General features: G+C 67.0%; 25 protein-coding genes. 9 read left to right on the top strand and 16 right to left on the bottom strand.

Annotated features, from left to right (window positions below; genetic code table 11):
- Nucleotides 1-37 precede the first annotated feature (37 nt).
- Nucleotides 38-289 carry a type II toxin-antitoxin system VapB family antitoxin gene (locus QGV55_RS17615; protein WP_281019329.1) on the top strand — a complete coding sequence of 84 codons (252 nt, stop codon included), beginning with the start codon at nt 38-40 and terminating at the stop codon, nt 287-289.
- Nucleotides 286-699: a type II toxin-antitoxin system VapC family toxin gene (locus tag QGV55_RS17610; RefSeq protein ID WP_281019330.1), complete on the top strand. Its 414-nt coding sequence runs from the start codon at nt 286-288 to the stop codon at nt 697-699. The genes QGV55_RS17615 and QGV55_RS17610 overlap by 4 nt, the downstream gene beginning before the upstream one ends.
- Here the strand turns inward: QGV55_RS17610 and QGV55_RS17605 are convergent.
- The 6 genes from QGV55_RS17605 to QGV55_RS17580 form a co-directional block, all read right to left on the bottom strand.
- A complete protein-coding gene (locus QGV55_RS17605) occupies nt 671-2194 on the bottom strand; it encodes a long-chain fatty acid--CoA ligase (RefSeq protein WP_281019331.1) in 1524 nt (507 codons plus the stop codon). The two genes, QGV55_RS17610 and QGV55_RS17605, sit on opposite strands and share 29 nt — an antisense overlap.
- A 9-nt stretch (nt 2195-2203) precedes the next feature.
- Nucleotides 2204-2944, bottom strand: a complete 741-nt coding sequence (locus QGV55_RS17600) for an SDR family oxidoreductase (RefSeq protein WP_281019332.1) — start codon at nt 2942-2944, stop codon at nt 2204-2206.
- Between the two features lie 42 nt (nt 2945-2986).
- Complete coding sequence (locus tag QGV55_RS17595; RefSeq protein WP_281019333.1) at nt 2987-4003, bottom strand: agmatine deiminase family protein; 1017 nt, start codon at nt 4001-4003, stop codon at nt 2987-2989.
- Between the two features lie 154 nt (nt 4004-4157).
- Nucleotides 4158-5078 carry an ABC transporter permease gene (locus QGV55_RS17590; protein WP_281019334.1) on the bottom strand — a complete coding sequence of 307 codons (921 nt, stop codon included), beginning with the start codon at nt 5076-5078 and terminating at the stop codon, nt 4158-4160.
- Nucleotides 5078-6151 (bottom strand): ABC transporter permease, encoded by a 1074-nt coding sequence (locus tag QGV55_RS17585; RefSeq protein WP_281019335.1) that lies wholly within the window; start codon nt 6149-6151, stop codon nt 5078-5080. The genes QGV55_RS17590 and QGV55_RS17585 overlap by 1 nt, the downstream gene beginning before the upstream one ends.
- Nucleotides 6148-7674, bottom strand: a complete 1527-nt coding sequence (locus QGV55_RS17580; RefSeq protein WP_281019336.1) for an ABC transporter ATP-binding protein — start codon at nt 7672-7674, stop codon at nt 6148-6150. Before QGV55_RS17580 ends, QGV55_RS17585 begins: the two co-directional genes overlap by 4 nt.
- Nucleotides 7675-7781: 107 nt before the next feature.
- Between QGV55_RS17580 and QGV55_RS17575 the strand changes: the two genes are divergently transcribed.
- Nucleotides 7782-8807, top strand: coding sequence for an alpha/beta hydrolase (locus tag QGV55_RS17575; RefSeq protein WP_281019337.1), 1026 nt, complete (start codon nt 7782-7784; stop codon nt 8805-8807).
- A 14-nt stretch (nt 8808-8821) separates the two neighbouring features.
- Here QGV55_RS17575 and QGV55_RS17570 read toward each other — a convergent pair whose 3' ends face one another.
- Nucleotides 8822-10336, bottom strand: coding sequence for an AMP-binding protein (locus tag QGV55_RS17570; RefSeq protein ID WP_281019338.1), 1515 nt, complete (start codon nt 10334-10336; stop codon nt 8822-8824).
- A gap of 5 nt (nt 10337-10341) precedes the next feature.
- A complete protein-coding gene (locus tag QGV55_RS17565) occupies nt 10342-11616 on the bottom strand; it encodes a beta-ketoacyl-[acyl-carrier-protein] synthase family protein (protein WP_281019339.1) in 1275 nt (424 codons plus the stop codon).
- Between the two features lie 95 nt (nt 11617-11711).
- Between QGV55_RS17565 and QGV55_RS17560 the strand changes: the two genes are divergently transcribed.
- Complete coding sequence (locus QGV55_RS17560; protein WP_281019340.1) at nt 11712-12377, top strand: glutathione S-transferase family protein; 666 nt, start codon at nt 11712-11714, stop codon at nt 12375-12377.
- 50 nt (nt 12378-12427) lie between these two features.
- Here QGV55_RS17560 and QGV55_RS17555 read toward each other — a convergent pair whose 3' ends face one another.
- From QGV55_RS17555 to mutM, 3 genes are read right to left on the bottom strand one after another with little or no spacing between them, the layout of a single operon-like run.
- Nucleotides 12428-13204, bottom strand: coding sequence for an enoyl-CoA hydratase (locus QGV55_RS17555; protein ID WP_281019341.1), 777 nt, complete (start codon nt 13202-13204; stop codon nt 12428-12430).
- Between the two features lie 45 nt (nt 13205-13249).
- Nucleotides 13250-13597, bottom strand: a complete 348-nt coding sequence (locus tag QGV55_RS17550) for a hypothetical protein (protein WP_281019342.1) — start codon at nt 13595-13597, stop codon at nt 13250-13252.
- Complete coding sequence (gene mutM / locus QGV55_RS17545) at nt 13594-14424, bottom strand: bifunctional DNA-formamidopyrimidine glycosylase/DNA-(apurinic or apyrimidinic site) lyase (protein WP_281019343.1); 831 nt, start codon at nt 14422-14424, stop codon at nt 13594-13596. Before mutM ends, QGV55_RS17550 begins: the two co-directional genes overlap by 4 nt.
- 47 nt (nt 14425-14471) lie before the next feature.
- On the opposite strand from mutM, the gene ubiE reads away from it, so the two are divergent.
- Nucleotides 14472-15239, top strand: coding sequence for a bifunctional demethylmenaquinone methyltransferase/2-methoxy-6-polyprenyl-1,4-benzoquinol methylase UbiE (gene ubiE, locus QGV55_RS17540; RefSeq protein WP_281019344.1), 768 nt, complete (start codon nt 14472-14474; stop codon nt 15237-15239).
- A gap of 3 nt (nt 15240-15242) precedes the next feature.
- Entirely contained in the window at nt 15243-16793 is a 1551-nt protein-coding gene (ubiB, locus tag QGV55_RS17535) for a 2-polyprenylphenol 6-hydroxylase (protein WP_281019345.1), read from the top strand.
- On the opposite strand, the gene QGV55_RS17530 is transcribed toward ubiB, so the two are convergent.
- The 5 genes from QGV55_RS17530 to QGV55_RS17510 all read right to left on the bottom strand — a co-directional run bounded on the left by QGV55_RS17530 (nt 16783) and on the right by QGV55_RS17510 (nt 21308).
- Nucleotides 16783-18030, bottom strand: a complete 1248-nt coding sequence (locus QGV55_RS17530) for an MFS transporter (protein ID WP_281019346.1) — start codon at nt 18028-18030, stop codon at nt 16783-16785. The genes ubiB and QGV55_RS17530 overlap by 11 nt on opposite strands.
- Before the next feature lie 20 nt (nt 18031-18050).
- Entirely contained in the window at nt 18051-18905 is an 855-nt protein-coding gene (locus QGV55_RS17525; RefSeq protein WP_281019347.1) for an SDR family oxidoreductase, read from the bottom strand.
- 106 nt (nt 18906-19011) lie between these two features.
- Complete coding sequence (locus QGV55_RS17520; RefSeq protein ID WP_281019348.1) at nt 19012-20025, bottom strand: asparaginase; 1014 nt, start codon at nt 20023-20025, stop codon at nt 19012-19014.
- A gap of 17 nt (nt 20026-20042) precedes the next feature.
- Nucleotides 20043-20504: a PAS domain-containing protein gene (locus tag QGV55_RS17515; protein WP_281019349.1), complete on the bottom strand. Its 462-nt coding sequence runs from the start codon at nt 20502-20504 to the stop codon at nt 20043-20045.
- 141 nt (nt 20505-20645) lie between these two features.
- A complete protein-coding gene (locus QGV55_RS17510; RefSeq protein ID WP_281019350.1) occupies nt 20646-21308 on the bottom strand; it encodes a pyridoxamine 5'-phosphate oxidase family protein in 663 nt (220 codons plus the stop codon).
- 99 nt (nt 21309-21407) lie between these two features.
- Between QGV55_RS17510 and QGV55_RS17505 the strand changes: the two genes are divergently transcribed.
- From QGV55_RS17505 to QGV55_RS17495, 3 genes are all read left to right on the top strand, one after another.
- Nucleotides 21408-22868, top strand: a complete 1461-nt coding sequence (locus QGV55_RS17505) for a PLP-dependent aminotransferase family protein (RefSeq protein ID WP_281019351.1) — start codon at nt 21408-21410, stop codon at nt 22866-22868.
- A 101-nt stretch (nt 22869-22969) separates the two neighbouring features.
- Nucleotides 22970-24172 (top strand): acyl-CoA dehydrogenase family protein, encoded by a 1203-nt coding sequence (locus QGV55_RS17500; protein WP_281019352.1) that lies wholly within the window; start codon nt 22970-22972, stop codon nt 24170-24172.
- The gene (locus QGV55_RS17495; RefSeq protein WP_281019353.1) at nt 24169-24918 is read left to right on the top strand and encodes a hypothetical protein; all 750 of its coding nucleotides are present in this window, start codon (nt 24169-24171) and stop codon (nt 24916-24918) included. Before QGV55_RS17500 ends, QGV55_RS17495 begins: the two co-directional genes overlap by 4 nt.
- The last annotated feature ends 12 nt before the right edge of the window (nt 24919-24930 follow it).

Genomic DNA, 24930 nt, shown 5'->3' with positions numbered 1-24930 from the left:
AGAATTCTGTTCTGGATGGTAGAAACGGGCCTGGACCATGCTGAATATCAAGAACGAGGAAGTCTTCCGACTGGCAACGGAACTGTCCGCACTTACAGGTGACAGCAAGACCCGCGTCGTGCTTGACGCCTTGCGTCAAAGGCTTCGCGAGGTTCGAAGAACACAGGACAGGCAGGCCCTGTCCAACGCTCTGATGCAGATCGGAGCGGAGTGCGCCGGACACGTCCGCGGGCATGCCGTATCCGGCGATCACGACGAGCTTTATGGCGAGGACGGCCTGCCGGAATGATCGTCGATGCCTCCGCCATTCTTGCGATCCTGTTCCAGGAACCGGAAGCACAACTGTTTGCCGATGCAATAGCCGGAACGGCTGAAGTCGGCATATCGGCCGTGAACCACGTCGAGGCAGCGGTGCGGATCGACAATGTCGGCGATGAGTTGGCGGTGCGAAGCTTCGACCGTTTCATTGAACTGGCCCAGATCGACATCATGCCAGTGACTGCGGTCCAGGCACAGATGGCACGCGAAGCCTATCGCCGTTTCGGTCGCGGCAACCATCGGGCCAGCCTCAATTTCGGCGACTGTCTTGCCTATGCCCTGGCGGTCGATACGGGCCGGGCTCTGCTGTTCAAGGGCAATGACTTCATCCACACCGACGTGGAGTCAGCTGTCACCCTGCCTTCGCCAACATCGCCCTGAGTTCGTATTTCAGCACCTTGCCCAGCGCGTTGCGGGGCAGGGCGTCGATGGGGATGACGTCCTTCGGGTGCTTGTAGCGGGCGAGGCGGTTGTGGAACAGGGCGAGCAGGGCCGGGGCATCAAGGGTCTGCCCCTCCCGCGGGACGGCGAAGATCACGGGGACTTCGCCCCAGCGCGGATCGGGGCGGCCCACGACGGCGAACTCGGCCAGGTCGGCGTGTGCCGCCAGCACCTGTTCCAGTTCGGCGGGGTAGATATTCTCCCCACCCGAAATCACCACGTCCTTGGCCCGGTCCTCGATGCGGTAGAAGCCGTCCGTATCGCGGCGGCCGATGTCGCCCATGCGGAACCAGCCGCCCTCGACGAAGGCCTCCGCCGTCGCGTCCGGGTTCTGCCAGTAGCCGGAGAAGACGCTGGGGCCGCGCACCAGGATCTCCCCGGCATCTCCCTCCGCCACGTCGCGCCCGTCATTGTCCACGACGCGCACCTGCACATGCACTGCCGGTCGCCCGCAGGAGCCGACATGGTCCAGCGCATCCTGTCCGCGCAGCACGATGGCCAGCGGTGAGGTCTCGGTGGAGCCGTAGATCTGGCCAATCGGCACCCCGCGCGCGTGAAACCGCTCGATCAGTGCCGTGGGCACCGTGGTCGATCCGGCCATCACCAGTCGCAGCGATGACAGGTCGGTGGTGGCCCAGCCCGGGTGATCGGTCAGGGCCTGCATCATCGCGGGCACGGCCAGCGCCAGTGTCGGGCGCAGCCGGTCGATGGCGCCCAGCGTCATCGCAGGGTCGAAACGCGGCTGCAGATAGACCGTCGCCCCGGCATGAAACGCGGGCGTGGTCTGGTTGTTCAGCCCGCCGACGTGGAACAGCGGCAGGTTGGTCAGGACCAGATCGCTGCTGACCATGTCATGCGCATGGGTCGCGTTGACCGCGTTCCAGAAGACATTGCCCTGGGTCAGCACCGCGCCCTTCGGGCGGCCCGTGGTGCCGGAGGTATAGACCAGCAGCACCGGTGTTTCATGGCTGGCCTCCGGCGCGATGGCGGCACCCGATGCGGCCGCCGCCAGATGGTCACTCCAGGCACTCCACCGCCCCTCCGCCGGGCCGAGGGAAACATGTTTCAGGCCGGGCAATGTGTCGGGAATGGCGTCGGCGTGGGGAATGAAACCGGGATCGGCGAACAGCACGCCGGCACCGCTGTCGGCAAGCTGAAACCCGTGTTCGGGCGGGGCCAGCCGCCAGTTCAGCGTGACCAGGCTGACACCCGCCCGGGCGCAGGCGAAGAACAGCACCAGTTCCGCGACGGAGTTCTCGCCCAGATGCGCCACACGGTCCCCGGCCCTGACCCCCAGTTCGTGCCGCAACGCCCGCGCCGCCCGGTCGATGGCCGCGGCGAAGCCGGCATAGGTCAGTGTCTCATCGTCGGTGATGATGGCGGGCTTGTCCGGTGCCTGTCCGGCCCAGCCCTCGATCCAGTGCGCCAGATCCATTTGATCGCCCTACAGGTGCATACCGCCGTCGATCACCATGGCCTGTCCGGTGACGTACTGGCTCTCGTCGGCGGCCAGATAGGTGGCCAGTGACGCGATCTCGTCGGCGCGGGCGAGGCGACCCATCTTCTGGCGCGACACGAAGTCCTTGCGCGCCTGGACGGGGTCATCGAACGCATTGATGCGGTCATCCAGCGACGGGGTCTGCACGGTGGCCGGGCAGATGGCGTTGCAGCGGATGCCGTCACCGATGTAGTCCGCCGCCACCGACTTGGTGAAACCGATCACCGCGCCCTTGGTGGCGCCATAGGCGCAGCGGTTGACCACCCCCATCTCCGAACTGACGACGGAGGCCATGTTGATGATGGAGCCGCCGCCGTTCGCCAGCATCGCCGGCATGAAGGCCTGGGTCACCACGAACAGCGACCGGCAGTTCAGCTCGAAACTGAAGTCCCAACCCTTCATCGTGGTGTCCAGCAGGGATCCGTGATCGACATAGCCGGCGCAGTTGAACAGCACGTCCACCGCCCCGACCTTCGCCGCCATAGCCGCCACGGCGGCCTGGTCGGTGACGTCCAGCGGGTGGGTCTCGACCCCGGGCAGGCCATCGAGTTCCGCCAGCTTCTCCGCGTTCAGATCCGTCGCGATGATGGTCGCGCCCTCGGCCGACCAGGCCTCCACCGTTGCCCGGCCGATACCCTGTGCCGCTGCGGTGACGAAGCACTTCTTGCCCTGCAGACGTCCAGCCATTCCGTTTCCCCCGTTTCGTTTCGCTTGTTCTTCCCTGGCCGTTCAGGTGGCCAGGTGGTCTCCCACCGGCTCACCCAGAGCCAGATGATGTATCGCACCGCCCACCACTTCGCCATCGACCGGCACGGCTTTCCGGTCGGGGAAACAGCCTGCGATCAGGTCAAAGGCCTCCGCATCGCGCGGGTCATCGAAGCGGGGGATCAGCACCGCCCCATTGGCGAGATAGAAGCCGCAATAGGTCATGGACGCGGGGCCGATGGCCTCCGGCACCGGCACTTCCAGCATCTCGATGGGCCGGTCGAAGGGATCCGTGGCCGCGCGCAGCCGCTGCACATTGTCCTGCATGGCGCGGAAATCGGGATGCTCCGGGTCGGCGGGCGAATGCAGCAGGACCTTGCCGGGCGCAATGAAGCGGCAGAAGCGGCCGACGTGGCCGCCGCCGCCGACCAGGCCGCTGATGCCTTCGCCGAGCCAGATCACGCGGACGATGCCGAAGAAGTTCATCAGGATCTCTTCGATGTCGCGCCGCCCCACCAGCGGATTGCGGTTCGGGCTCATCAGGGTCTGCTCGCTGACCAGCGCCGTTCCCAGACCGTCGGTCTGCACGGCACCGCCCTCCAGAACGATGGGGCCGCGGTAATAGGGTACCTGCATCAGACGCACCAGTTCCTCGGCAAAGCCGTGGTCTTCCTCATGCACGATGTGGCGCCCGCCCCAGCCATTGAACTTCCACGCCACGCCCTTGGTCCGCGCCTGCTCGTTCACCAGGAACGTCGGTGCCAGATCCCTTATCCAGCCGTGGGCGACGTCATGCGGCACCAGTTCGACCTTCGGGCCGAGGGTCAGGGCGGTTTCCTTCATGTCCGGCTCCGGCACGATCATCCGCACCGGCTCGAAGGCGGCAATCGTGCGGGCGATCTGGGCGAAGGCGACGCGGCTTTCCAGCAGCCCGGCCGGCATCTCCGTCGGGTCTGTCGGCCAGGCCATCCAGGTACGCGTATGTGCCGCCCAGTCGGGGACCGGGAAGTAGCCTTCGAAGGAGGGGTTTTCTTCATCCATGGCCGAAGCCTATTGCATTTTCACCGGAAGGAAAGCCGGGAGTCCGGAGTCTGTTCTCCCCGTTCCTCTCCCCTACCCGGTCCCCCACGGTAGTATCCTTGATGGGTGGCCGGGTGGGGGAGAGGGACGGAAAAGGCAGCAAACAGACTCCTCCTCAGCCCTGGGCGTGGAAGGTCCTGCCCAGGCTGCCCGGCGCGCGCAGCATGGCCCGTGTCGGGCTGGCGGAGATGGCGACCAGTACCGCGATGGTCACCAGATAGGGCAGCATCGACAGGTACTGCGACGGGATCGCGATCCCCAGACCCTGCACGTGCAGCTGCAGGATGGTGACGCCGCCGAACAGGTAGGCCCCCAGCAGTGCCCGGTTCGTCCGCCAGCCCGCGAAGACCACGATGGCCAGCGCGATCCAGCCGCGGCCCGCCGTCATCTCCTCCGACCACAGCGGTGTCCGCGCGATGGAGAGATAGGCACCGCCCAGTCCGGCCAGCGCACCCCCCCAGGCCAGCGCAAGCAGCCGGATCAGCACCACCGGATGCCCGATGGCGTGGGCGGCGTCATGGTTCTCCCCCACCGCCTTCAGGATCAGTCCGGCGCGTGTGCGGGTCAGGAACCAGCCGGTCAGCACCAGCAGCAGGATGGACAGGTAGAACATGGGCTCATGACGGAACAGCAATGGTCCGAAGAAGGGAATGTCGGTCAGCACCGGGATCTCGATGCGGGCCAGCGCGGGTATGGAGAGTCCCGAATAGCCACTGCCGAGCAATGCCGACAGGCCCAGCCCGAAGATGGTCAGCGCCAGGCCGGAGGCGACCTGATTTGCCAGCAGGACCTGCGTCATCAGCCCGAACAGCAGCGCCATGGCCGCGCCGGCAATCGCCGCACCCACGATACCGGCCAGATGCGATCCGCTCTCCGCGGTGACGATGAATCCGGCGACGGCGCCGATCACCATCATCCCCTCCACACCGAGGTTCAGCACCCCCGCACGCTCCACCACCAGTTCCCCCGTGGCGGCGAACAGCAGCGGTGTCGCGGCGAGCATCATGCCGAGGATGATGTTGATGGCCAGTTCCATCAGGCGACCTCCCGCACCCGCCTGCGCAGGCGAAAGCGATAGGTGGACAGGACATCCATGCCGAGCAGGAAGAACAGCAGTAGTCCCTGGAACACGGCGGTGACGGCGTTGGGCAGTTGCATGGTGATCTCTGCGGCCTCGCCCCCCAGATAGGTCACCGCCATGACGAATCCGGCGATGATGATACCCAGCGGATTGAGACGCCCCAGGAAGGCAACGATGATCGCGGTGAAGCCATAGCCGACCGGCAGGCTGGGAACCAGTTGTCCCACCGGCCCCGTTGCCTCGAACAGTCCGGCCAGTCCGGCCAGCCCGCCGGAGACCAGCAGGCAGAACCAGATCACCCGCGCCTCGACAAATCCGGCGAAGCGGGCGGCGCGCGGGGCCTCCCCCAGCAGCCGGATCTGGAAGCCGACGACATGGCGACCCAGCAGCAGCCAGGCCACGAACGCGGCCACCAGCGCCGCGAAGAAGCCGATGTGCGCCCGCGTGCCCTCCATCAGCAGCGGCATGGCGGCGGAGCCTTCGAACAGGCGGCTTTCGGGGAAGTTGAAACCGTCCGGATCCCTCAGCGGTCCGGTGACCAGCGCCGAGAGCAGCAGGGTCGCGACATAGACCAGCATCAGGCTGACCAGGATCTCGTTGGCCCCGAAGCGGGTGCGCAGGAAGGCCGGAATGGCGGCCCAGGCCATGCCGGCGGCACAGCCGGTGATCCACATCAGCGGCATCAGCCAGAGGCCGTCGGTGCCGTGAAAGGCCAGACCGACCGCGCCCCCCGCCAGCGCGCCGATGGTGAACTGCCCCTCCGCGCCGATGTTCCAGATTCCGGCACGGAACCCGAGCGAGAGACCGATGGCGATCAGGATCAGCGGCGTCGCCTTCACCAGCAGTTCGGAAAGGTTGTAGAGGTCGGAGAAGGGGCTGACGAAGATCACTGCCACGGTCTGCAGCGGGTCCTTGCCGAGCATCGCGAACAGCACCATGCCGACCAGGATCGTCAGGACCAGGGCCAGCACCGGCGTCAGCCAGAGCATGATGCGGGACGTCTCGGGCCGCCGCTCCAGCCGGATCATGCGGCGTCGTCCTGCTGTTCGCGCGCCGCGCCGCCCATCAGGATGCCGATCTCTGCCACTGTCACGTCGGCGCTGGCGCGGGGGGCGGAAAGGGTGCCGCCGGCCAGGACGGCAAAGCGGTCACAGATCGACAGCAACTCGTCCAGGTCCTGGCTGATGATCAGGATGGCGGCTCCGGCGCGGGCAAGCTGGTCCAGGGCCGTGTGGATCTCGGCCGCCGATTTCGCATCGACACCCCAGGTCGGTTGCGCGGCGATCAGCACGGTCGGTCCCTGCAGGATCTCCCGTCCGATGACGAACTTCTGCAGGTTGCCGCCGGACAGGCTGCCGGCCTGGCGGGTCACTGCCGTGGTGGCAACGTTGAAGGCACTCACGATCTCCGCCGCGAAACGCTTCGCGGCACCGAAGTCCAGGACGCCCCGGCGCTCCAGGTTGCGTCGTCCCCGGGCCGAAATCAGGGTGTTCTCGGTCAGGCTCATGGCGGCGGCGGCCCCGTGACCCAGCCGTTCCTCCGGCACGAAGGCCATGCCCATGGCGCGGCGACGTGTCGGGCCCAGGGTGCCGACCGGCGCGCCATCCAGGCTGACCGCATCCGGGGTCGCGCTGCGCCGTTCCCCGATCAGCGCGGCCATCAGTTCGTCCTGGCCGTTGCCCGCCACCCCGGCGATGCCGATGATCTCCCCCGCCCGCACGTCCAGCGAGATGTCCTTCAGGTCCACACCGAACTCTGTCGCTGCCGGCAGGGTCAGGTGATCGATCGACAGCCGTACCGCCCCCGGTTCCTGCACCTTGCGGATATGGCGGCGGACCGCGTTGCCGATCATCATCTCGGCCAGCGATTCAGGTGTCTCCGCCCCCGGGTCGCAGGTGCCGACCACCCTGCCGCGCCGCAGGATCGTGGCGTGGCTGCAGAGATTCCGGATCTCCCGCAGCTTGTGGGAGATGTAGAGGATGGAACGGCCCTCGTCGCGCAGCTTGCGCAGGACCGTGAACAGCCGCCCGACCTCCCCCGGGGTCAGGACCGACGTCGGCTCGTCCATGATGATCAGCCGCGGCGACTGCAGCAGGCAGCGCACGATCTCCACCCGCTGGCGTTCCCCGACCGACAGCTGGTCCACCCGGCTGAAGGGGTCGAGCACCAGACCGTAGGAGGCCGAGACATCGCGGATCCGGTCCGGCAGATCCGACCCGGCCAGATCGGCAGGCAGGGCGACGGCGATGTTCTCCGCCACCGTCATCGCTTCGAACAGGGAGAAATGCTGGAACACCATGCCGACACCGGTGGCCCGCGCCGCAGCCGGGTTGGCGGGGGCATAGGGTCGACCGTCGAACCGCATGCGCCCGCTGTCGGGGCGCAGCGCGCCATAGATCATCTTCACCAGCGTCGACTTGCCCGCACCATTCTCCCCCAGCAGGGCGTGAATCGTGCCCGGCCCGACGGTCAGGTCGATCCTGTTGTTGGCCACGATCCCGGGAAATGAACGGGTCAGGCTGTCGAGTTGCAGAAGCGGGGTCGTGGTCATGGGTTCCAAGCAATACACGCGGATCGGAACCGATGCCATACCGGTGCTGCCAAACCGGATCGAATGCCGGTATGCTCCCGCCCGGTTTGCACATGGGGAGCACTGACATGACCGACACACCCGCCTTCGAACTGCAGCACTGCCTGATGCCGGCTGAACAGATCCTGCCGATGCTGGAGGGCAAGCGGGAACGCAGCAAGGGCCGTGTCATGGACCCCAAGGCGCAGGTGGTGGCGGAATTCTCCCGCTCCGTCCGCGTGCCCGGCTATTTCCCGCCGCTGCCGGAACTGCGCCAGCAGATCCGCACGCTGGTGCAGCTGCTCGACACGCCCGCGCCGGAACTGAAGCGGATCGAGGACATTCAGGTGCCGGGGGCCGAGGGGCCGGTGAATGCGCGCGTCTATGCCGACAGGGACGGGCCGCTGCCGGTGCTGGCCTTCTTCCATGGCGGCGGCTGGGTCCAGGGTGACCTGGAATCGCACCATGGTCTCTGTGCCCATTTCGCCAGATGGTCCGGGGCGATGGTGGTGGCCATCGACTACCGGCTGGCGCCGGAGACGAAGTTTCCCGGTGGCCTGAACGACTGCATCGCCGCATATGGCTGGCTGCGCGAGCATGCGGCGGAGATCGGTGGCGATCCGGCACGGGTGGCTGTCGGCGGTGACTCGGCGGGGGGCAATCTCTCGATTGCGGTCAGCCAGCAGGCCGCAGCCGCGGGACAGCCGGTGCCGGACTTCCAGTGGCTGATCTATCCGGCCACCGATTTTGCCATGACCGCCGCCTCCCATGATGAATTCGTCGAGGGCGCGATCATCCCGCGCGACCGGGTGATCTGGTACCGCGACCAGTATCTGACGCAGGAATCGGACGGGAAGGACGTGCGCGCCTCCCCCCTGCTGGCCGACAGTCTGGAAGGCCAGCCGCCGGCACTGATCCAGACCGCCGGGTTCGATCCGCTGCGCGACGAGGCGCTGGACTACGCCAACCGCCTGCGCGATGCCGGGGTCCATACCACGCACCACGAATATCCGGGCCAGATCCATGGCTTCATGATGCTGACCAAGGCGATCCCGGAGGGGCTGGAAGCCATCCGCGAAGGTGCGGACTACGCCCGGCGTCACTGGGGCCTCTGAACAGGCGACCGGTCTCAGGTGCCCGTGAGTGCCTCGATGATGCGGAACTTCTGCACCTTGCCCATGGGGTTGCGGGGCAGTTCAGCCGTCACGATGACCCGGCGCGGCACCTTGTAGCCCGCCAGCCGTTCGCGGCAGAACTTCTCCACCGCGTCCGGCTGCAGCTCCGGGTCGCGGCTGACGATCATGGCGGTGACCAGTTCGCCCCAGCGGTCATCGGGCAGGCCGACCACCGCCGCCTCGATGATGTCGGGGTGTTCGTGCAGGATGCGCTCCACCTCCGCGGTATAGATGTTCTCCCCGCCGGAGATGATCATGTCCTTCTTCCGGTCCACGATGCAGAGCCGCCCGTCCGGCTGCCAGATGCCGACATCGCCGGACATGACATAGCCCTGCGCGTGGCCCTCCGGGCGGTGCCATGCGGCCTCCGTCGCGTCGTCGCGTCCGAGGTAGCCGGAGAAATGGGTCAGCGCCTTGACGCCGACTTCCCCCGGTTCGCCCACCGGGCAGGGTTGTCCCGCCTCGTCGAATACCGCGACCTCGTTGCCGAAGGTGGGCCAGCCGACCGAATGGGCCAGCAGGGTCTCCCGGTCCTTGACCTCGAAGGTGACCCAGCCCCCCTCCGTCCAGCCATAGGCCTCCGCGATCTGGGCGTTGGGGAACATCTCCAGGCACTGCTTTGTCAGGGACAGCGGTCCCGGCGCGCCGGAGGAGATCATGAAGCGGAAGGCACTGATCGGCGGACAGTCCTGCCTGCGCCATTCCTCCGCGATCATCGTGGTCATGGAGGGGACGAGGAAGGCGAAGGTGCTCCGCTTCGCCAGCTCTTCCATGGCCAGCGGCGCCTCGAAGCTCTGCATGATGCGGATGCGGGCACCGATGGCCAGCGCCGCGAAGGACAGCCCGGCATAGGACAGGTGAAACAGCGGCCCCGGCACCAGCATCACGTCGCGGGCGGTCAGGCCGAACTCCCAGCCCCAGCGCATGCAGGATGTCAGGTAGTGGTCGTTGGAATAGAGCGCACCCTTCGGGAAACCCGTGGTGCCGGAGGTATAGCCGACCACCGCATGTTCCGCGCCGCGCCCTGATTCGCCGAACACCAGCGGACCGGACCGGTCCGGCGTATCGATGCTGTCGGCATCGATCACGGTGGCACCGGTGGCAGCCGCGAGGGTCCGCGCCGCCTCCATGTAGGGTTCGGCGGCAAGGATCAGCTTGGCGTCCGAATCCTCGATCACGAACTGCATCTCCGGCGGGGCCATGCGGCTGTTCACCGGCACCGCCCCGGCCTCGGCCCACTGACAGGCCATGTAGGCCAGCACGTGATCCGACGCGTTGGGCAGCAGGATGCCGACCATCCGGCCGTGCCGTCCGGCGCCCACCCCGGCGATCGCGTCGGCCAGCGCCAGGATGCGGTCCCGGACCTGGCCGTAGGTGAGCGTCGGGCCGCCCTGCAGCACCTCGATGGCGATGCGGTCGGGGTGATTGATGCAGCGGTTGAGGATGGTCTCGGCAAGGGTCAGGCGCATGGCGATCAGCTCCGTGTCACGATCATGGAGGCATTCTGCCCCCCGAAGCCGAAGGAATTGACCTGCACCACATCGAAATCCAGGTCCTTCGGACGGCCCGTGACGATCTCGAACTCGGCGGCAGGATCGGGGTCCGTGGTATTGGCGGTATGGGCGAAGCGGCCATCGGCCATGCCCAGCAGCCCCTCGATCAGGGCCATGCCGCCCGATGAGGCCCCGGAATGGCCGGTGTGGCCCTTCAGCCCGGTGACCGGCAGCGGTGCCGCCCGACCGGAGGCCTTGCCGTGCACCAGGTTGATCGCATTGATCTCCGCCGTGTCGCCCTTCGGTGTGGCCGTCGCATGGGCGAACAGGCCACCGACATCGGTCGGGCCGATTCCGGCGCTGCGCAGGGCCTTCTGCATGGCGCGGGCCTCCCATTCCCCGCTCGGGTCGGGGGAGGAGGGGTGATAGCTGTCGGCCAGCGAGCCATAGCCGCGCAGGTAGCCAAGTATCCTGGCACCTCGGGCCTTCGCATGGCTTTCCCGTTCCAGCACGATCATTGCCGAGCCTTCGCCGACCACGATGCCGGAGCGGTTGACGTCGAAGGGCAGCATGGCACGCTTCGGGTCCTCGATCGGTCCCTCCATGCCATAGGCGCCGCCGGCGTAGTACATGGCCGGCACGAAATCGCCGTCCTGGGTGCCGTCGGACAGGGCCAGCCCGCCCTCCGTGCCGCCCGCGACGATCACATCGGCCTCGCCTGCGCGGATCAGGTTCGCCGCCGTGCCGATGGCATCCAGCGAACTGGCGCAGGCGGTGGTCACGGTCAGATTGGGGCCGTGCAGCCTGTAATGCAGCGCCACCTGCGCCGCCGCCATGTTGGCCCAGACCTGAAGCTGGGTCTTGCGCGGCACCGCCGTCGGTCCCTGGGTATCCAGCATGTACTGCGCCTTCTGGAACGCACGGACGCCACCGCCGGAGGTGCCATGGACGACACCCGTCCGTTCCGCGTCGAAGCCGCCGCCATCCAGTCCCGCCTGCTGCATTGCCTGGCGTGCGGCGGCTATGGCGAACTGGGCGAACATGTCGGAGCCTTCGGCGACCTTCGGCGACATCCAGTCGTCCGGGTCGAAGTCGGTGACCACGCCCCAGAAGATCTTGCGCGGATCCCGCGCCGGATCATACCAGGGGGCCACGCCGATACCCGTAGCCCCGGCCATGACGTTGGTGTGGAACTTCGGCACATTGCTGCCGAGGGACGAGACGACACCGGTGCCGGTGATCGCGATTGCTTCCATGGTAGTCCTCCCCTTGAGCCAATGCTAAACCGCAACCGGACGCGCGTGAACCGGCAGATGGAGACGCGCATGGCTCATGTGCAGGAGAGTTCGGGATGGCCACCCTGGTGCTTGGCAATCGGATCTATTCGTCCTGGTCATTGCGCGGCTGGCTGCTGGTCCGCCAGGCGGGACTGGCTGTGGAGGAGATCGTCATCCCCCTGCGCACACCTGACACGGCTGCCGCGATCGGGAAGCATTCACCCTCCGGCAAGGTGCCGACGCTGGTGGTGGACGGTCTGACCGTCTGGGACAGTCTGGCGATTGCGGAATATTGCGCGGAGCAGGCACCGGATGCCGGTCTCTGGCCCGCCGATGCGGCGGCCCGCGCGGTGGCGCGGTCGGTTTCGGCGGAAATGCATGCCGGATTCCAGGCCCTGCGCGGGGCCTGGCCGATGAACCTGAAACGCAAGGGGCCGGCACTGGCGCCTGACGCCGCCGTCGCCGCGGACATCGCCCGGATCAGCGCCATCTGGGCCGACTGCCGGGCGCGTTTCGGCGCGAAAGGGTCCGGGGACGACGGACCGTTCCTGTTCGGTGACTGGTGCGCTGCGGACGCCATGTATGCGCCCGTGGTCAGCCGCTTCGTCAGCTATGGCGCACCGCTGGATCCGCAGGCGACAGCCTATTGCGCCGCCGTGATGAACCATCCGCTGATGCGTGAATGGTCCGAACGCGCGGCCAGCGAGACCTGGGCGATCAGCGACATCGACGCGCTCTGACGCGAGTGGGGTGGGGTGCCGCACATCCGGCGGCACCCGTTCCCTGCAGCCTACTTGTGGGTGAACTTCGGCTTCCGCTTCTCGGCGAAGGCGGCCATGCCCTCGCTCTGGTCGTCGGTGGCGAAGAGGGAGTGGAACAGGCGACGTTCGAACATCACGCCTTCGCGCATCATGCTCTCGTAGGCCTTGTTCACCGCTTCCTTGGCCATCATGACGGACGGGCGGGACAGTTCGGCGATGCGGGTGGCGACCTTCAGCGCCTCCTCCACCAGATCGTCGGAGGGGATGATGCGGCTCACCAGGCCGGAACGCTCGGCCTCCTCGGCGTCCATCATGCGCGCGGTCAGCACCATCTCCATGGCCTTCGACTTGCCGACGAAGCGGGTCAGGCGCTGGGTGCCGCCGGAGCCGGGGATGACACCCAGGTTGATCTCCGGCTGGCCGAACTTGGCACCGTCGCCGGCCAGGATGAAGTCGCACATCATCGCCAGTTCGCAGCCGCCGCCGAGTGCGTAGCCGTTCACTGCCGCGATGACCGGCTTGCGGCAGCGGGTGACACGCTCCCAGTTCGCGGTGATGAAGTCTTCCTTGTAGGCATCCATGTAGGACTTGGGCTGCATCTCCTTGATGTCGGCGCCCGCGGCGAAGGCCTTGACCGAGCCGGTGATGACCACGCAGCCGATGGCGTCATCCGCCTCGTAGCCGTCCAGCGCCTGGGACAGTTCGTCCATCAGCTGCTTGTTCAGCGCATTCAGCGCGTCCGGCCGGTTCAGCGTGATCAGGCCGACGGGACCGCGCGTGTCGGTCAGGATGCATCCATAGCTCATCTTCAGGTCTCCCCATGGTCGTGTCAGTTGACTGTTCGGTCTGGCTCAGCCCTCGGGCGAAAGCCGGAAAATCACAAGTGTCTCCCCGTCGCTGGCCGTGACGGCAAGGGTCAGCGCCTCGCCATCGCGCAGGAACCGGTTTGCCCCGATGGCGCGCCAGCCAAGCTCCGGCAGCACCCGCACGTAGTACTGCTCCACTGTCGCCGCCGCAACATCGCCGCGCGCCTCCACCACCACGACGCGGCCCGTGGCGGTCTCGAAGACCGTACCCGCCGCGTCATCCTCCACCAGCCCTTCCGCCAGCGGAATCTCGAGCTGGTCCAGCCAGGGTTCGCCAAGGGCGCTGCCCGCGAACAGGATCAGGGACAGAAGGATCAGCGGGACCTGTTTCATCGCTGGCACACCGGACAGTGGAAGGTCGAACGCCCCGACTGGACGATCCGGGCAATGGTGCCACGGCACTTCGGCTTGCGACAGGGCTTCCCCTCCTGCCCGTAGGCGCGGAAGTCATGCTGGAAGTATCCAAGCTCGCCGGAGGCCTGAACATAGTCGCGCAGCGTCGATCCGCCGGCCGCGATGGCCTCCGTCAGCACATCCTTGATCTCCGGCACCAGGCGCGCGGCGCGGCGGCCGGACACGGTCATGGCCAGCCGGGTGGGGGAGATACCGGCGCGGAACAGCGCCTCGCAGACATAGATGTTGCCCAGCCCGGCGACCACGCGCTGGTCCAGCAGGGCCGACTTGATGGGGGTGCGCTTCGTGGCGATGGCGGCGGACAGGCTGGCGCCGGAGAAGGCGTCGCCCAGCGGTTCCGGTCCCAGATCGCGGAAGAAGCGGTGATCGTCCAGCGCGGCGGTCGGGCAGAGATCGAAATAGCCGAAGCGGCGATGGTCCTGGAAGATCACCACCGTGCCGTCATCGACGGTGAAGACGATATGCTCGTGCGGCTGCTGACTGTTGGGGCGGGCATCATGGATATGCATCCGCCCCGACATGCCCAGGTGGCCGATCAGGGTCTCGCCATTGTCCAGATCATACAGCAGGTACTTGGCGCGGCGGCGCATGGCCTCCACCCGGCGGCCCGTCAGGCGTACGCCCAGATCGGGGGGCAGCGGGAAGCGCAGGTCCGGCCGGTTCACGGCCACATGGGTCAGGCGCCGCCCTGTCAGGCGACGGTCCAGCCCGCGACGAACGGTCTCTACTTCGGGAAGCTCCGGCATGGGGGGCACTGTAGCGTGGCCCCGGCGGCTCCGCTATGGTGCGCCGCATGGTCGAGACACGAAACAGCGATGGTGAATCCATGGCCTCCTTCGGCTTCCGGGAGGTGCCGGAGGCGGAGAAGGCCGGGCTCGTGGGGCAGGTCTTTCATTCCGTAGCGGCACGCTACGACGTGATGAACGATGTCCTGTCGCTGGGGGTGCATCGCATCTGGAAGGACCGGTTCGTCACCGCTCTGCGTCCCAGGGCGGGGGAGAAGGTGCTGGACCTGGCAGGCGGCACCGGCGACATCGCGCGGCTGATCCACCGCCGCACCGATGGCGCGGCCCATGTGACGCTGTGCGACATCAACCCTTCCATGGTGCAGGTCGGGCGCGACCGGCTGCTGGATCAGGGCCTGTTCCGGGGCATCGACTGGACCGTGGGTGACGCCGAGGCGCTGCCGTTCGGCGATGCGCAGTTCGACGCGGTCACCATCGCCTTCGGTATCCGCAACGTGACCCGCATCGACCTGGCGCTGCGGGAGATCCGCCGCGTGCTGCGGCCCGGCGGGCGTTTCTTCTGCCTCGAATTCTCCACCGTCTCGGCGGCGGCGCTGAAGCCATTCTATGACGCATGGTCGTTCCAGGCCATGCCGCGCATCGGCAAGATGATCGCCGACGACCCGGACGCCTATCAGTATCTGGCGGAGAGCATCCGCCGCTTTCCGGCACCGGATGACTTTGCGGCCATGATCAGCGACGCGGGACTGCGACGGGTCGGTTTCGATGCCCTGACGGGGGGAATCGCCGCCATCCATCGCGGCTGGCGAATCTAGCGGATGATCAGACGCCTGACCTATGTCGCGCGGCTGGTCTTCATTGCGCGGACCCTGCAGAAGCATGACGCCCTGTTCCCGCTGGAGCGGCTGGACGCCCCCCCGCTGGTGCTGCGTCTGGCGCGGCTGTTCGCGGGACGGTCGCGGCGCAATCGCGACCGGCGACCGGGGGAGCGGCTGGCCGCGGCGCTGGAGGATCTGGGGCCATCCTTCATCAAGCTGGGGCAGGCGCTCTCCGTCCGCGCCGATCTTCTGGGCGAAGGCATTGCCGATGACCTGGGGCGGCTGCGGGACCGGCTGCCCGAATTCAGCTTCGATGAGGCCCGCCAGACCATCGAAAGCGAACTGGAACACCCGCTGGAGGATCTTTTCGTCGATTTCGGGCGCAAGCCCGTCGCCGCCGCCTCCATCGCCCAGGTCCACTTCGCGACCGTCGCCACCCCGGAAGGCCCCGCGAAGGTCGCCGTCAAGGTGCTGCGCCCCGGCATCGAGGAGAAGCTGCAGCAGGACATGGACCTGTTCTTCTGGCTCGCCCGGATCGCGGAGCGCGCCGACCCGAAACTGAAACGGCTGCGTCCCGTGGACATTGTCCGCACCCTGCAGCAGTCCGTGGCGCTGGAGATGGATCTGAGGCTGGAGGCCGCCGCCGCCGACGAGATGGGGGAGGTCTTCCAGCAGGACCCGGACTTCCGCACGCCGCTGATCGACTGGGAACGCACGGCAGGCCGTGTCATGACCATGGAACGGATCGAGTCCGTGCCCATCGGCGACAATGCGGCGCTGGATGCCGCCGGGATTGACCGTCCGGCGCTGGCGGAACGCGTCATTCGCATCTTCCTGCGCCAGAGCCTGGCGCATGGCTTCTTTCACGCCGACATGCACCAGGGGAACCTGTTCGTCGATCCGGACGGCACGGTGGTGGCCGTCGATTACGGCATCATGGGGCGTCTGGACCACCGTACCCGACTGTTCATGGCGGAGATGCTGGGGTCCTTCATCGCCGGGGACTATCGCCGTGCGGCTGAGGTGCATATCGCCGCCGGTTACGTGCCGCCGGAGACTTCCGTCGATCTTTTCGCGCAGGCCTGCCGCTCCATCGGTGCGCCGATCCGTGGCAAGCCGGTCAGCGAGATCTCCATCGGGCGGCTGATGGCGCAGCTGTTCCGGGTGACCGAGACCTTCGCCATGGAGACGCGCACCGAGCTGCTGCTGCTGCAGAAGACCATGGTGACGGTGGAGGGCGTGTCGCGCGGCATCGATCCGGACATCAACTTCTGGAGCGCCTCGCAGCCGGTGATCGAGGGCTGGGCACGGGACAACCTGGGACCGGAGGCGCGGATCGCCGGGTTCATCACCGACACCCTGGACATCGTGGAGAAGGTGCCGCGCCTGCTGGAGCGGGCGGAGCGGGCCTTCGACCGGATGGAGGCGGTCGAGGTGAAACCGGCGGAAACGCCGGGTTCGGTGACGGCTGGCTGGGCGGTGGCTGCCGGAATTGCCGGTGTTGCCGGGGGACTTCTCGTGGCGCTGCTGCTCGGTGACGCTATCTGGTGAGGGCGTCGCGCCGTGCGCGCAGGGCAGGCTGCAGCAGGCTGAGGATCACCACACCGACGGCGACATAGCCCACACAGCCCGCCGCCAGCATGTCGAAGCTGATCCCGGCATCCAGCAGCAGGCCGAAACAGATCGGGGACGCGGCGGTGGCCATCACCATCGTGGCCTGGATCAGGCTGCGGATCGCGCCAAGGTGGCCGGTGCCGTGCATCTCGGCGAATACCGCGCCCATCAGGGTGAATCCGGCACCGGCGGTGGTGCCGACCAGAACCATGTAGACCAGCGCCCCCAGGGCATGGTCGGTGACGATCAGGCTCAGCGCCGAGAGACCCAGCGCCGGCAGGTAGAAGGGCAGCAGGCGGATGCCGCCGACACGGTCGACGAGGTTGCCCGTGATCAGGCTGGACAGGGCCTGGGCAATGGCGAAACCGACGAAGCAGCTCGCCAGCCATTCCAGGCTCCATCCCTTCACCTCAGCCAGATGCACCTGATGGAAGAACAGGCCGGTGGAGATGAAGGCCGGGGCCATCATGGCGAGGACCTGCGGGTAGAAGACGGGGTCGCGCACGACCTCCGACAGGGTGCGGGACCGGGCAGGGCGGGCGCCTGCCTGCATCGCGTCGGTCAGACCGGCCTGTCGCGCCGTCTCCCGTTCCGCCTGTCCGCGCAGCAGCCAGATCATCAGCGGTGCCACCCCGACCAGCAGCACGATGCCGAAGCCGCCCCAGGTCCAGCGCCAGCCAATCAGACCCAGCAGGATGACCGCCATGGGGGGAAAGATGGCCTCCCCCAGCGGATGCCCCAGGGCCGCCAGGCTGACCGCCTTGCCCCGTGCGCGGTCGAAGTAGCGCGCCATGGCAATGATGGAGACATGGCTCATCAGCCCCTGTCCGGTCAGGCGCAGCAGATAGAAGACAAGGCCGAGGAAGATGGCGGAGGGAACGATCGCGGTCAGTAGGCAGGCCGCCGCCAGTCCGGCGGAGACCATCAGTGTGTAGCGGGTCAGATCGACATGATCGATCTTCCGTCCCAGCCAGATCAGCGTCAGTCCGGCGCAGAGCGTGCCCAGCGAATAGAGCGTCCCGAAGTCACCGTGGCTGAGCCCGAACTCCGCCCGCCATGCCCCGCCGAACAGGGCGATGAAGAAGGTCTGGCCAAAGCTGGACAGGAACGCCGCCGTGACGCCGAACGACAGGAAGCGCCGGTTGGCGGCGATGAAGGAGAGATAGGAGTTCAAGCAAGGGTATCCGGTTCGTCTCAGCGTTCGAAGTAGGCCGGGCGTCCCGCACCCCAGTGGTCGCCCCACATGCGGGAACCGCCATCCACATGCACGATCTCGCCGTTCATGAACTTGCCTGTCGGGCCGCCGACGAAGACCGCCGTCTCCGCCACGTCCCAGAGATCCCCGACCTTCTTCATGGGATTTGAATCCTTGAAGGTCTCGCGTCCTGCGTCGGTGTAGTTCTCGAAGCCGCTGCTGGCGATCGTGCCGATGCCGAGGCAGTTCACCCGGATGTTGTAAGGGGCCCATTCGGTTGCCACGGTCTTCGACAGCGTGTTGACCGCGGAGCGGGACGCCGCCGTATGGGCCATCTGCGGGATGCCGCGATCAACGCTGGCGGTGATGTTGACGATGCTGCCCGGCTGGCCCCGGTCGCGCCAGCGTTTCGCCGCCGCCTGCATCATGTACCAGGTGCCGTTCAGGTTGGTGTCGATCACCGCGTTCCAGCCCTTGACGGAGAAGTCGATGGCGTCCTGCGCGAACTGGCCGCCGGCATTGTTGATCTGCAGGTCCAGGCCGCCGAACCGCTCGAAGGCTGCGCCCACCATGTCGTCGACGGCTTCCGCGTCGCGGATGGTCAGCGCACGGGTCTCCACGTCCCGGCCCAGCCCGGCGATCAGCTCCGCCGTGCGGTCCAGTTTCTCCTGCTTGCGGCCGCAGAGGTAGAGGCTGGCCCCCAGCCGGGCGAAGACGATGGCCATGGCCTTGCCGAACCCGCTGCCGGCACCGGAGACCAGAACGGTCTTGCCCGCGAACAGTCCGTCGCGGAACGACAGCGGCGTTTCCAGCATGTCGGCTTCGGTGAATCCGTATTTTGCCTCTGTGGCCATGGCGTGCCCTCCCCTTCAGCAGTCCTGGTTGCGAACCTACCTTCTGCGCGGGGACTCGTCTGCACGCATGAATGCGGGCCGGATATGCCGGTGCGATGGCAGGGGGTCAGAGTTCCCGCGCGTCCAGCAATTGCCCGGTGACCAGCCCGTCCCAGTTGCGCAGCGGCGGGCGGCAATGGCCGGTCATGGCCGTGCGGATTCCGTCATCCAGCAGCCCGAGGGTATCGAGCACCGACCAGAGGGCCGCAGCCGAGGCACGGGACGCCCCGTCCTCCGCCTTCAGCGCGATGCCGAGCTTCCGTTCCGGCAGATAGACGACGTAGACGCCTTCCGCCCCGGTCTTCGACAGGATGCGCCCGCCGGAGGCACGGATCAGGTCGGTATCCACGCGTTCCGTCCCGCCGATCATCTCCGGGTGGGCCTGCATGGCATGACAGAGGGTGCGGCACGCCTCTGCCCGAGTCGCGCCAAGCCGCCCCGTATCGCCTTCAGCCAGTCGTGCTGCAGCCACCGCGACCGCCGACAGCGGCAGGTTCGGGTTGGGCGCGGAACAGCCGTCGATGCCGAACGGCGTGTCGGACAGGTCGACGTCCGCCATCTCGCCGATGGCAGCGAAGATCCGTTGCTGGACCGGATGCCGCCGGTCCTGATAGTGGCGCACCGGATCGCCCAGGTGCAGCGCGGTGGTCAGCATGCCCGAATGCTTGCCGGAGCAGTTGTTGTGGCGGCGCACCGGCTGCTGGCCCTCGCGGATCAGCGTCGCCTGGTCATCGAAGCGGCGCGGCCATTGCGGCCCGCAGACAAGCGCCTCCTCCGTCAGGCCCAGGCGTGTCAGCCACGCGCCCACCGCACCGACATGGAATTCCTCGCCTTCGTGGGAGGCGCAGGAAAGTGCCAGTTCTGCAGGCGACAGGCCATATGCCCGCGCCGCACCGCTCTCGACCAGCGGCAGCGCCTGCATGGCCTTGATCGCCGAACGGGGGAAGGTCGGCCTGTCGGCCTGGCCGAAGACATGCGTCGCGACGCCGTCCGGGCCGGCGATGACGGCATGGACCTGATGCGTACTCTCGACCACGCCGCCACGCGTGGCCACGATCTCGATTGGCGCGGAATTGCTCATCACTGGTCGTCCCGGGGTCAGTTAAGCTCGATGAAATGCAGGCCGGAGATCAGCTTGTTGACCACCCCGCCATCGTCGGAGAACGGCAGGATCAGCCGCTCCATGCGATAGACGACATCCCTGACATTGCGGAAGTTGCGCTCCCCCAGCACCGGTATGCCTTCCCGCGCGCAGGTGCCATAGTCTTCCAGCACACTGGTGGTATTGTCGCCGAAATAGACCTCGTCCAGATAGTGACCGGTATAGTCCTTGCCATAGACGGTTGCGACGCGCGTGCCCAGGACCCGCACGGCCAGCCGCCCGGTGTCCGGTTCCACGTCCAGCAGGATCAGATTGGGCAGAATACGGGGAACCTGTACCGGATCGAAGGCTGAACGGGACGGAATTCGCCTGTCCCCTCGCATCTTCTGCCAGTAGGTGTACAGATCTCTCAGCTGCTGATCTCGGATATCCAGTTCATCCGCAGCATGCCCGGCCATGATTGCTACCCCGCGCGGTTCCACGCCCGTGGTATCATGATCATCAATGGCTGTCGAACGCTGCCTGCGTGATGGGTGTCATGGGGTAAGCATGCAGATGAGCCGGTACAGTGGAGGTTTTCGTACCGGCCCATCCCGGCGTCAAAACAGGTTCTTGCCGAAATTCAGCACGTGATCCGGTACTTCAACCCCGTCGAGCACACGCCCGTCGTCGTATGGTGTGCCGACCGCGGTGTGCAGCGGGATGACCCCCGCCCAGATCGGCAGGGCATAGTCCTCCTCATCATCGACCGGGTTGCCGGTACGTACCTTCGCCGATGCCTCGCTGATCGGCAGCGACAGCACCGAAGTCGCCTTGATCTCCTGCGCATTGTTGGGGCGCAGGGTCTCGACACGACCGGGAAACAGCCCTTCGATGAAGTTGTTCACCAGCGTGCTCTTGAGCTCCGGGTCCTCGATCAGCGTGGGTCGGCCCAGGATCATGACCGAACGGTAGTTGGCGGAGTGGTGCATGCCGGAACGCGCCAGCACCAGACCGTCGAAGCAGGAAACCGTGAGGCAGACGTCGGCATCCCTTGCGTTGCGCAGCGCCTGACTGGCGGAGGAGCCGTGGAAGTAGACATGATCCCCTTCGCGCCACTGAAACGTCGGTGTCACGAACGGCTGGCCGTCGCGCACATATCCGACGTGGCACAGCGGCTGCGCATCCAGAATGGCGTCGATGCCCTGCCGGTCATAGACCGCACGCTCGTTGAGGCGCTTCACACGGGTCCGTTCACTGGGGGCCTTGGTCTCGCGTGCCATGTCATCTCTCCATCGGTTGGGTGGCCGTTCCGTTGCTGGATAGCGTTCGATTGGCATGGTAGAAAGTGCCAATTCACAGTAAATCTGCCAGTCCAATTCATGCCCGACCTCCCGCCCGCGTCCCTGCTGACCACCCCGGCCGCCCTGCTGACCATCAGTGTGGAGCGGTCCCGCGCCCGGCCTGTCTTCATGCAACTCTACGATCAGGTGCGGGATCTCATCCTGGATGCGCGCCTGCGCTCCGGGACGCGATTGCCCTCCAGCCGTGACCTTGCCGCGGAACTGGGCCTGTCCCGCACGACCGTCGTCGCCGCCTATGACCAGTTGCAGAGCGAGGGCTATGTCGAGCAGCGCCGCGGGGCGGGCACCTTCGTGGCGGAACTGGTACCGGAACTGCTGACGGGCGCGACGGTCGCGCGCGGCGCCGGCACGCCCGGAAGGGGGCCGCTGCCCGCCCCGGAACCCCCCCGTCCGCTGGCCCACATGGTGCCGGACCTCGGCGCCGTGGAACGCAGGGAGTGGGGCCGGTTGCTGCAGCGGGGCTTTCAAAGTCTGGATCCCGCACATCTGGAGCGTGGCGATCCCTTCGGCCTGCCGGTGCTGCGCGAAGCCATCGCCGATCATCTGAAGGTCTGGCGCGGGCTGGATGTGATGCCGGACCAGATCATCATCACCTCCAGCTCGGCGGAGTCGCTGCGGCTGGTGCTGGCTGCCCTGTTTCCCGGCCAGGCCACGGTGGTGATGGAGGATCCCGGCTATCAGGACATGCGCGCGGTGCTGGCCGAGGCGGGGCAGACGGTGGAGCATGTCGCGGTGGATGCGGAGGGGCTGTGCACCGACCTGCTGCCGGAGGGCGATCAGGTCAGGGGGATCGTCGTCACCCCGTCGCGGCAGTTTCCGCTGGGGGTCACCATGACGCTGCCCCGCCGACTGGCGCTGCTGCAGTGGGCGGGGGCCGCGGACCGGTTCGTGATCGAGGATGATTTCGACAGCGAGTACCGTTACCGCGGCAGCCCGCTGGAGGCCCTGGCCAACCTGGATCGTGAGGGGCGCGTGGTCTATCTCGGCAGCTTTTCCAAGGTCCTGTTCCGGTCCCTGCGCATCAGTTACCTGGTGGTGCCGCTGCGGACACTCGACCGGTTTCACGCGACCCTGCGGGTCCGCGCACCGGCCACATCCATCATTGCGCAGCCGGCCCTGGCGGAGTTCATCACCAGTGGCGGTTTCGCGACCCATCTGCGGCGCATGCGACGGCTCTACGGTCAGCGCTATCGGGCGCTGGCCGTGGCAATGGAACGTATGGCCGACCTGCTGACCCTGCAGGAGGTGGACAGCGGCATGCACGCCATTGCCTGGTCCACACCGGCACTCGACGCGCGCATGACGGATGTGGCGGCGGCCCGGCGGGCGGCGGCTGCCGGTGTGACCGTGCGCCCGCTCAGCCCCTTCTATGTCGCCGAGCCGCCCCGCCAGGGACTGATCCTGGGCTTTGCCGGGTTCGATGCGGCCCGGATCGCGCAGGCCGTCGCGTGCCTTGATGCGGCGCTGCGCGACCCGTGAGGGCTTTTCGCCCGGCCCGGGCTTGCGCTATGAATGTTTCCCGCCCGCGCACGGTCTGTCTGCGCCCGGCGACATACAGATGATCGGGGAGGATCGGGAACATGGATCTGTCTTTCACTTCGGAAGAGATCGCCTTTCGCGAGGAAGTGCGGACGTTCCTGCGGGAAAAGGTGCCGAGCGACATTCGGGAGCGTGCCCGCATCGGCTGGTCCTACCTGCCGAAGGACGATTACCTGCGCTGGCAGAAGATCCTGTACGAGCGTGGCTGGATCGCGCCCGGCTGGCCCGTGGAATATGGCGGCACCGGCTGGAACGCCGCACAGCGGTTCATCTTCGACGAGGAATGCGCCCGCGCCGACTGTCCGCGCATCATCCCCTTCGGCATCACCATGGTCGGACCGGTCATCTATACCTTCGGCACACCGGCGCAGAAGGAACGGTTCCTGCCGCGCATCCTCTCGACGGAGGACTGGTGGTGCCAGGGCTATTCGGAGCGCGGGGCCGGGTCGGATCTGGCGCGACTGGCGACGAAGGCCCGGCGGGAGGGGGATCACTATGTGGTCGATGGCCACAAGATCTGGACGTCCGGCGCGCACCGGGCGAACTGGATGTTCACGCTGGTCCGCACCGATCCAACCGCGGAGAAGCCGCAGCAAGGCATTTCCTTCCTGCTGATCGACATGCGCACGCCGGGGGTCACGGTGAAGCCCATCGTCTCCATGGACGGCTACCACTATCTGAACGAGGTCTTCCTGGACGATGTGAAGGTGCCGCTGGATTGCCTGATCGGGGAGGAGGGCAAGGGCTGGACCTGCGCCAAGTTCCTGCTGGGCAACGAGCGGACGGGTATTGCCGGGGTCGGTCGCTCCAAGGGGCGGCTGGAACAGCTGAAGGAGATGGCGGGCGCTGAGGCCGATGGTGGCGGACGCCTGATCGAGAACCCGGCGTTCCGCCGCAAGGTGGCGGAGATCGAGACCGAGCTTGCGGCGCTGGAGGTCACCAACCTGCGCAATCTCGCGGACGCCGCCGCGGGTCGCCCGCCGGGGGCCGAATCCTCCATGCTGAAGATCCGGGGCACGGAGATCGAGCAGTCGATCAACGAGACCATGGTGGAAGCCATCGGCTACTACAGTGCGCCCTATGTCCACACGGCGCTGAACTGGCAGGGCAATGTGTCCCCGGTCGGCCCGGCCCATGCGGACGGGGTGATGCCGGAGCATCTGCTGAAGCGCGCATCGACCATCTATGGCGGCACCAACGAGGTGCAGAAGAACGTCATCGCCAAGGCGGTGCTGGGCCTGTGAGGGGCGTCATTGCAGGTTTCGTGCTGGCGTCCCTGGCCGTGCTTTCACTGGGCGCGGCGGCTGATGCGGAGGAGCGTTCCTGGCGCGAGACCTGTCTGGCCCAGGAACATCCGGCGTTTGCCTTCGGTGACGAACGGCTGCCCGGCGATGCCCGGCCCCTGTTCGGCTGTGCCGAGCGCAGCGGCGCGCGGGAGGATGCGGACGCGCAGTTCGTCGAGAAGCTGCAGCACGACGGGGACACCGATCTGGACACGGCGCGGGAACTGATCCGGCTGGGCTGGAAATGGATCGGACTGCGGCAGCCGGGATCCGCCATCAACCGCTTCAACCTGGCCTGGCGCTTTGCGCCGGAGGATGGCGATGTCTATCACGGCATCGCGGTCGCCATGGCCGAACTGGGCCAGCCTGCGGAGGTCATCGACTACTGGTTCGCGCAGGCCGTCAGCAAGCCGCAGGGTCGCCCGGGCCGGTTTGCCGACTACGGGCGCTACATGGTGGCCGGCCGACGGCATGAGGAGGCCCGCCCCGTGCTGATCCGGGCGCTGGAGCTCGAGCCGGAAAATGCCTGGGCCATGATGTATCTGGCCGATGTGCATTTCTGGCTGGAGGAACGCCGGGAAGGCTGCGCCATGATCCTGAGAATCCTCGATGCCCGCCCGCCGCAGGGCTTTCCGCAGGTCGACTTCGACAAGCTGCTGGAACACTGGCGCAATCGCGCGGCGGTCGCGCAGTGCCCGACCGGCTGAGCGCACCTGCGG

Source organism: Minwuia sp. IMCC3009, from assembly GCF_029909415.1.
GTDB lineage: Bacteria > Pseudomonadota > Alphaproteobacteria > Minwuiales > Minwuiaceae > Minwuia.
This window is presented reverse-complemented; position numbering and strand designations above follow the sequence as displayed.

Coding starts and splice junctions, on each gene's coding strand:
- QGV55_RS17570 (WP_281019338.1), bottom strand. CDS start 10,336: ATGCGCCTGACCCTTGCCGAGACCATCCTCAACCGCTGCATCAATCAC.
- QGV55_RS17515 (WP_281019349.1), bottom strand. CDS start 20,504: ATGGCCGGGCATGCTGCGGATGAACTGGATATCCGAGATCAGCAGCTG.
- QGV55_RS17590 (WP_281019334.1), bottom strand. CDS start 5,078: ATGGAACTGGCCATCAACATCATCCTCGGCATGATGCTCGCCGCGACA.
- QGV55_RS17510 (WP_281019350.1), bottom strand. CDS start 21,308: ATGGCACGCGAGACCAAGGCCCCCAGTGAACGGACCCGTGTGAAGCGC.
- QGV55_RS17565 (WP_281019339.1), bottom strand. CDS start 11,616: ATGGAAGCAATCGCGATCACCGGCACCGGTGTCGTCTCGTCCCTCGGC.
- QGV55_RS17520 (WP_281019348.1), bottom strand. CDS start 20,025: ATGAGCAATTCCGCGCCAATCGAGATCGTGGCCACGCGTGGCGGCGTG.
- ubiB (WP_281019345.1), top strand. CDS start 15,243: ATGATCAGACGCCTGACCTATGTCGCGCGGCTGGTCTTCATTGCGCGG.
- QGV55_RS17605 (WP_281019331.1), bottom strand. CDS start 2,194: ATGGATCTGGCGCACTGGATCGAGGGCTGGGCCGGACAGGCACCGGAC.
- QGV55_RS17500 (WP_281019352.1), top strand. CDS start 22,970: ATGGATCTGTCTTTCACTTCGGAAGAGATCGCCTTTCGCGAGGAAGTG.
- QGV55_RS17525 (WP_281019347.1), bottom strand. CDS start 18,905: ATGGCCACAGAGGCAAAATACGGATTCACCGAAGCCGACATGCTGGAA.
- QGV55_RS17600 (WP_281019332.1), bottom strand. CDS start 2,944: ATGGCTGGACGTCTGCAGGGCAAGAAGTGCTTCGTCACCGCAGCGGCA.
- QGV55_RS17580 (WP_281019336.1), bottom strand. CDS start 7,674: ATGACCACGACCCCGCTTCTGCAACTCGACAGCCTGACCCGTTCATTT.
- QGV55_RS17560 (WP_281019340.1), top strand. CDS start 11,712: ATGGCCACCCTGGTGCTTGGCAATCGGATCTATTCGTCCTGGTCATTG.
- QGV55_RS17595 (WP_281019333.1), bottom strand. CDS start 4,003: ATGGATGAAGAAAACCCCTCCTTCGAAGGCTACTTCCCGGTCCCCGAC.
- QGV55_RS17615 (WP_281019329.1), top strand. CDS start 38: ATGCTGAATATCAAGAACGAGGAAGTCTTCCGACTGGCAACGGAACTG.
- QGV55_RS17575 (WP_281019337.1), top strand. CDS start 7,782: ATGACCGACACACCCGCCTTCGAACTGCAGCACTGCCTGATGCCGGCT.
- QGV55_RS17585 (WP_281019335.1), bottom strand. CDS start 6,151: ATGATCCGGCTGGAGCGGCGGCCCGAGACGTCCCGCATCATGCTCTGG.
- ubiE (WP_281019344.1), top strand. CDS start 14,472: ATGGTCGAGACACGAAACAGCGATGGTGAATCCATGGCCTCCTTCGGC.
- QGV55_RS17505 (WP_281019351.1), top strand. CDS start 21,408: ATGCCCGACCTCCCGCCCGCGTCCCTGCTGACCACCCCGGCCGCCCTG.
- mutM (WP_281019343.1), bottom strand. CDS start 14,424: ATGCCGGAGCTTCCCGAAGTAGAGACCGTTCGTCGCGGGCTGGACCGT.
- QGV55_RS17610 (WP_281019330.1), top strand. CDS start 286: ATGATCGTCGATGCCTCCGCCATTCTTGCGATCCTGTTCCAGGAACCG.
- QGV55_RS17550 (WP_281019342.1), bottom strand. CDS start 13,597: ATGAAACAGGTCCCGCTGATCCTTCTGTCCCTGATCCTGTTCGCGGGC.
- QGV55_RS17555 (WP_281019341.1), bottom strand. CDS start 13,204: ATGAGCTATGGATGCATCCTGACCGACACGCGCGGTCCCGTCGGCCTG.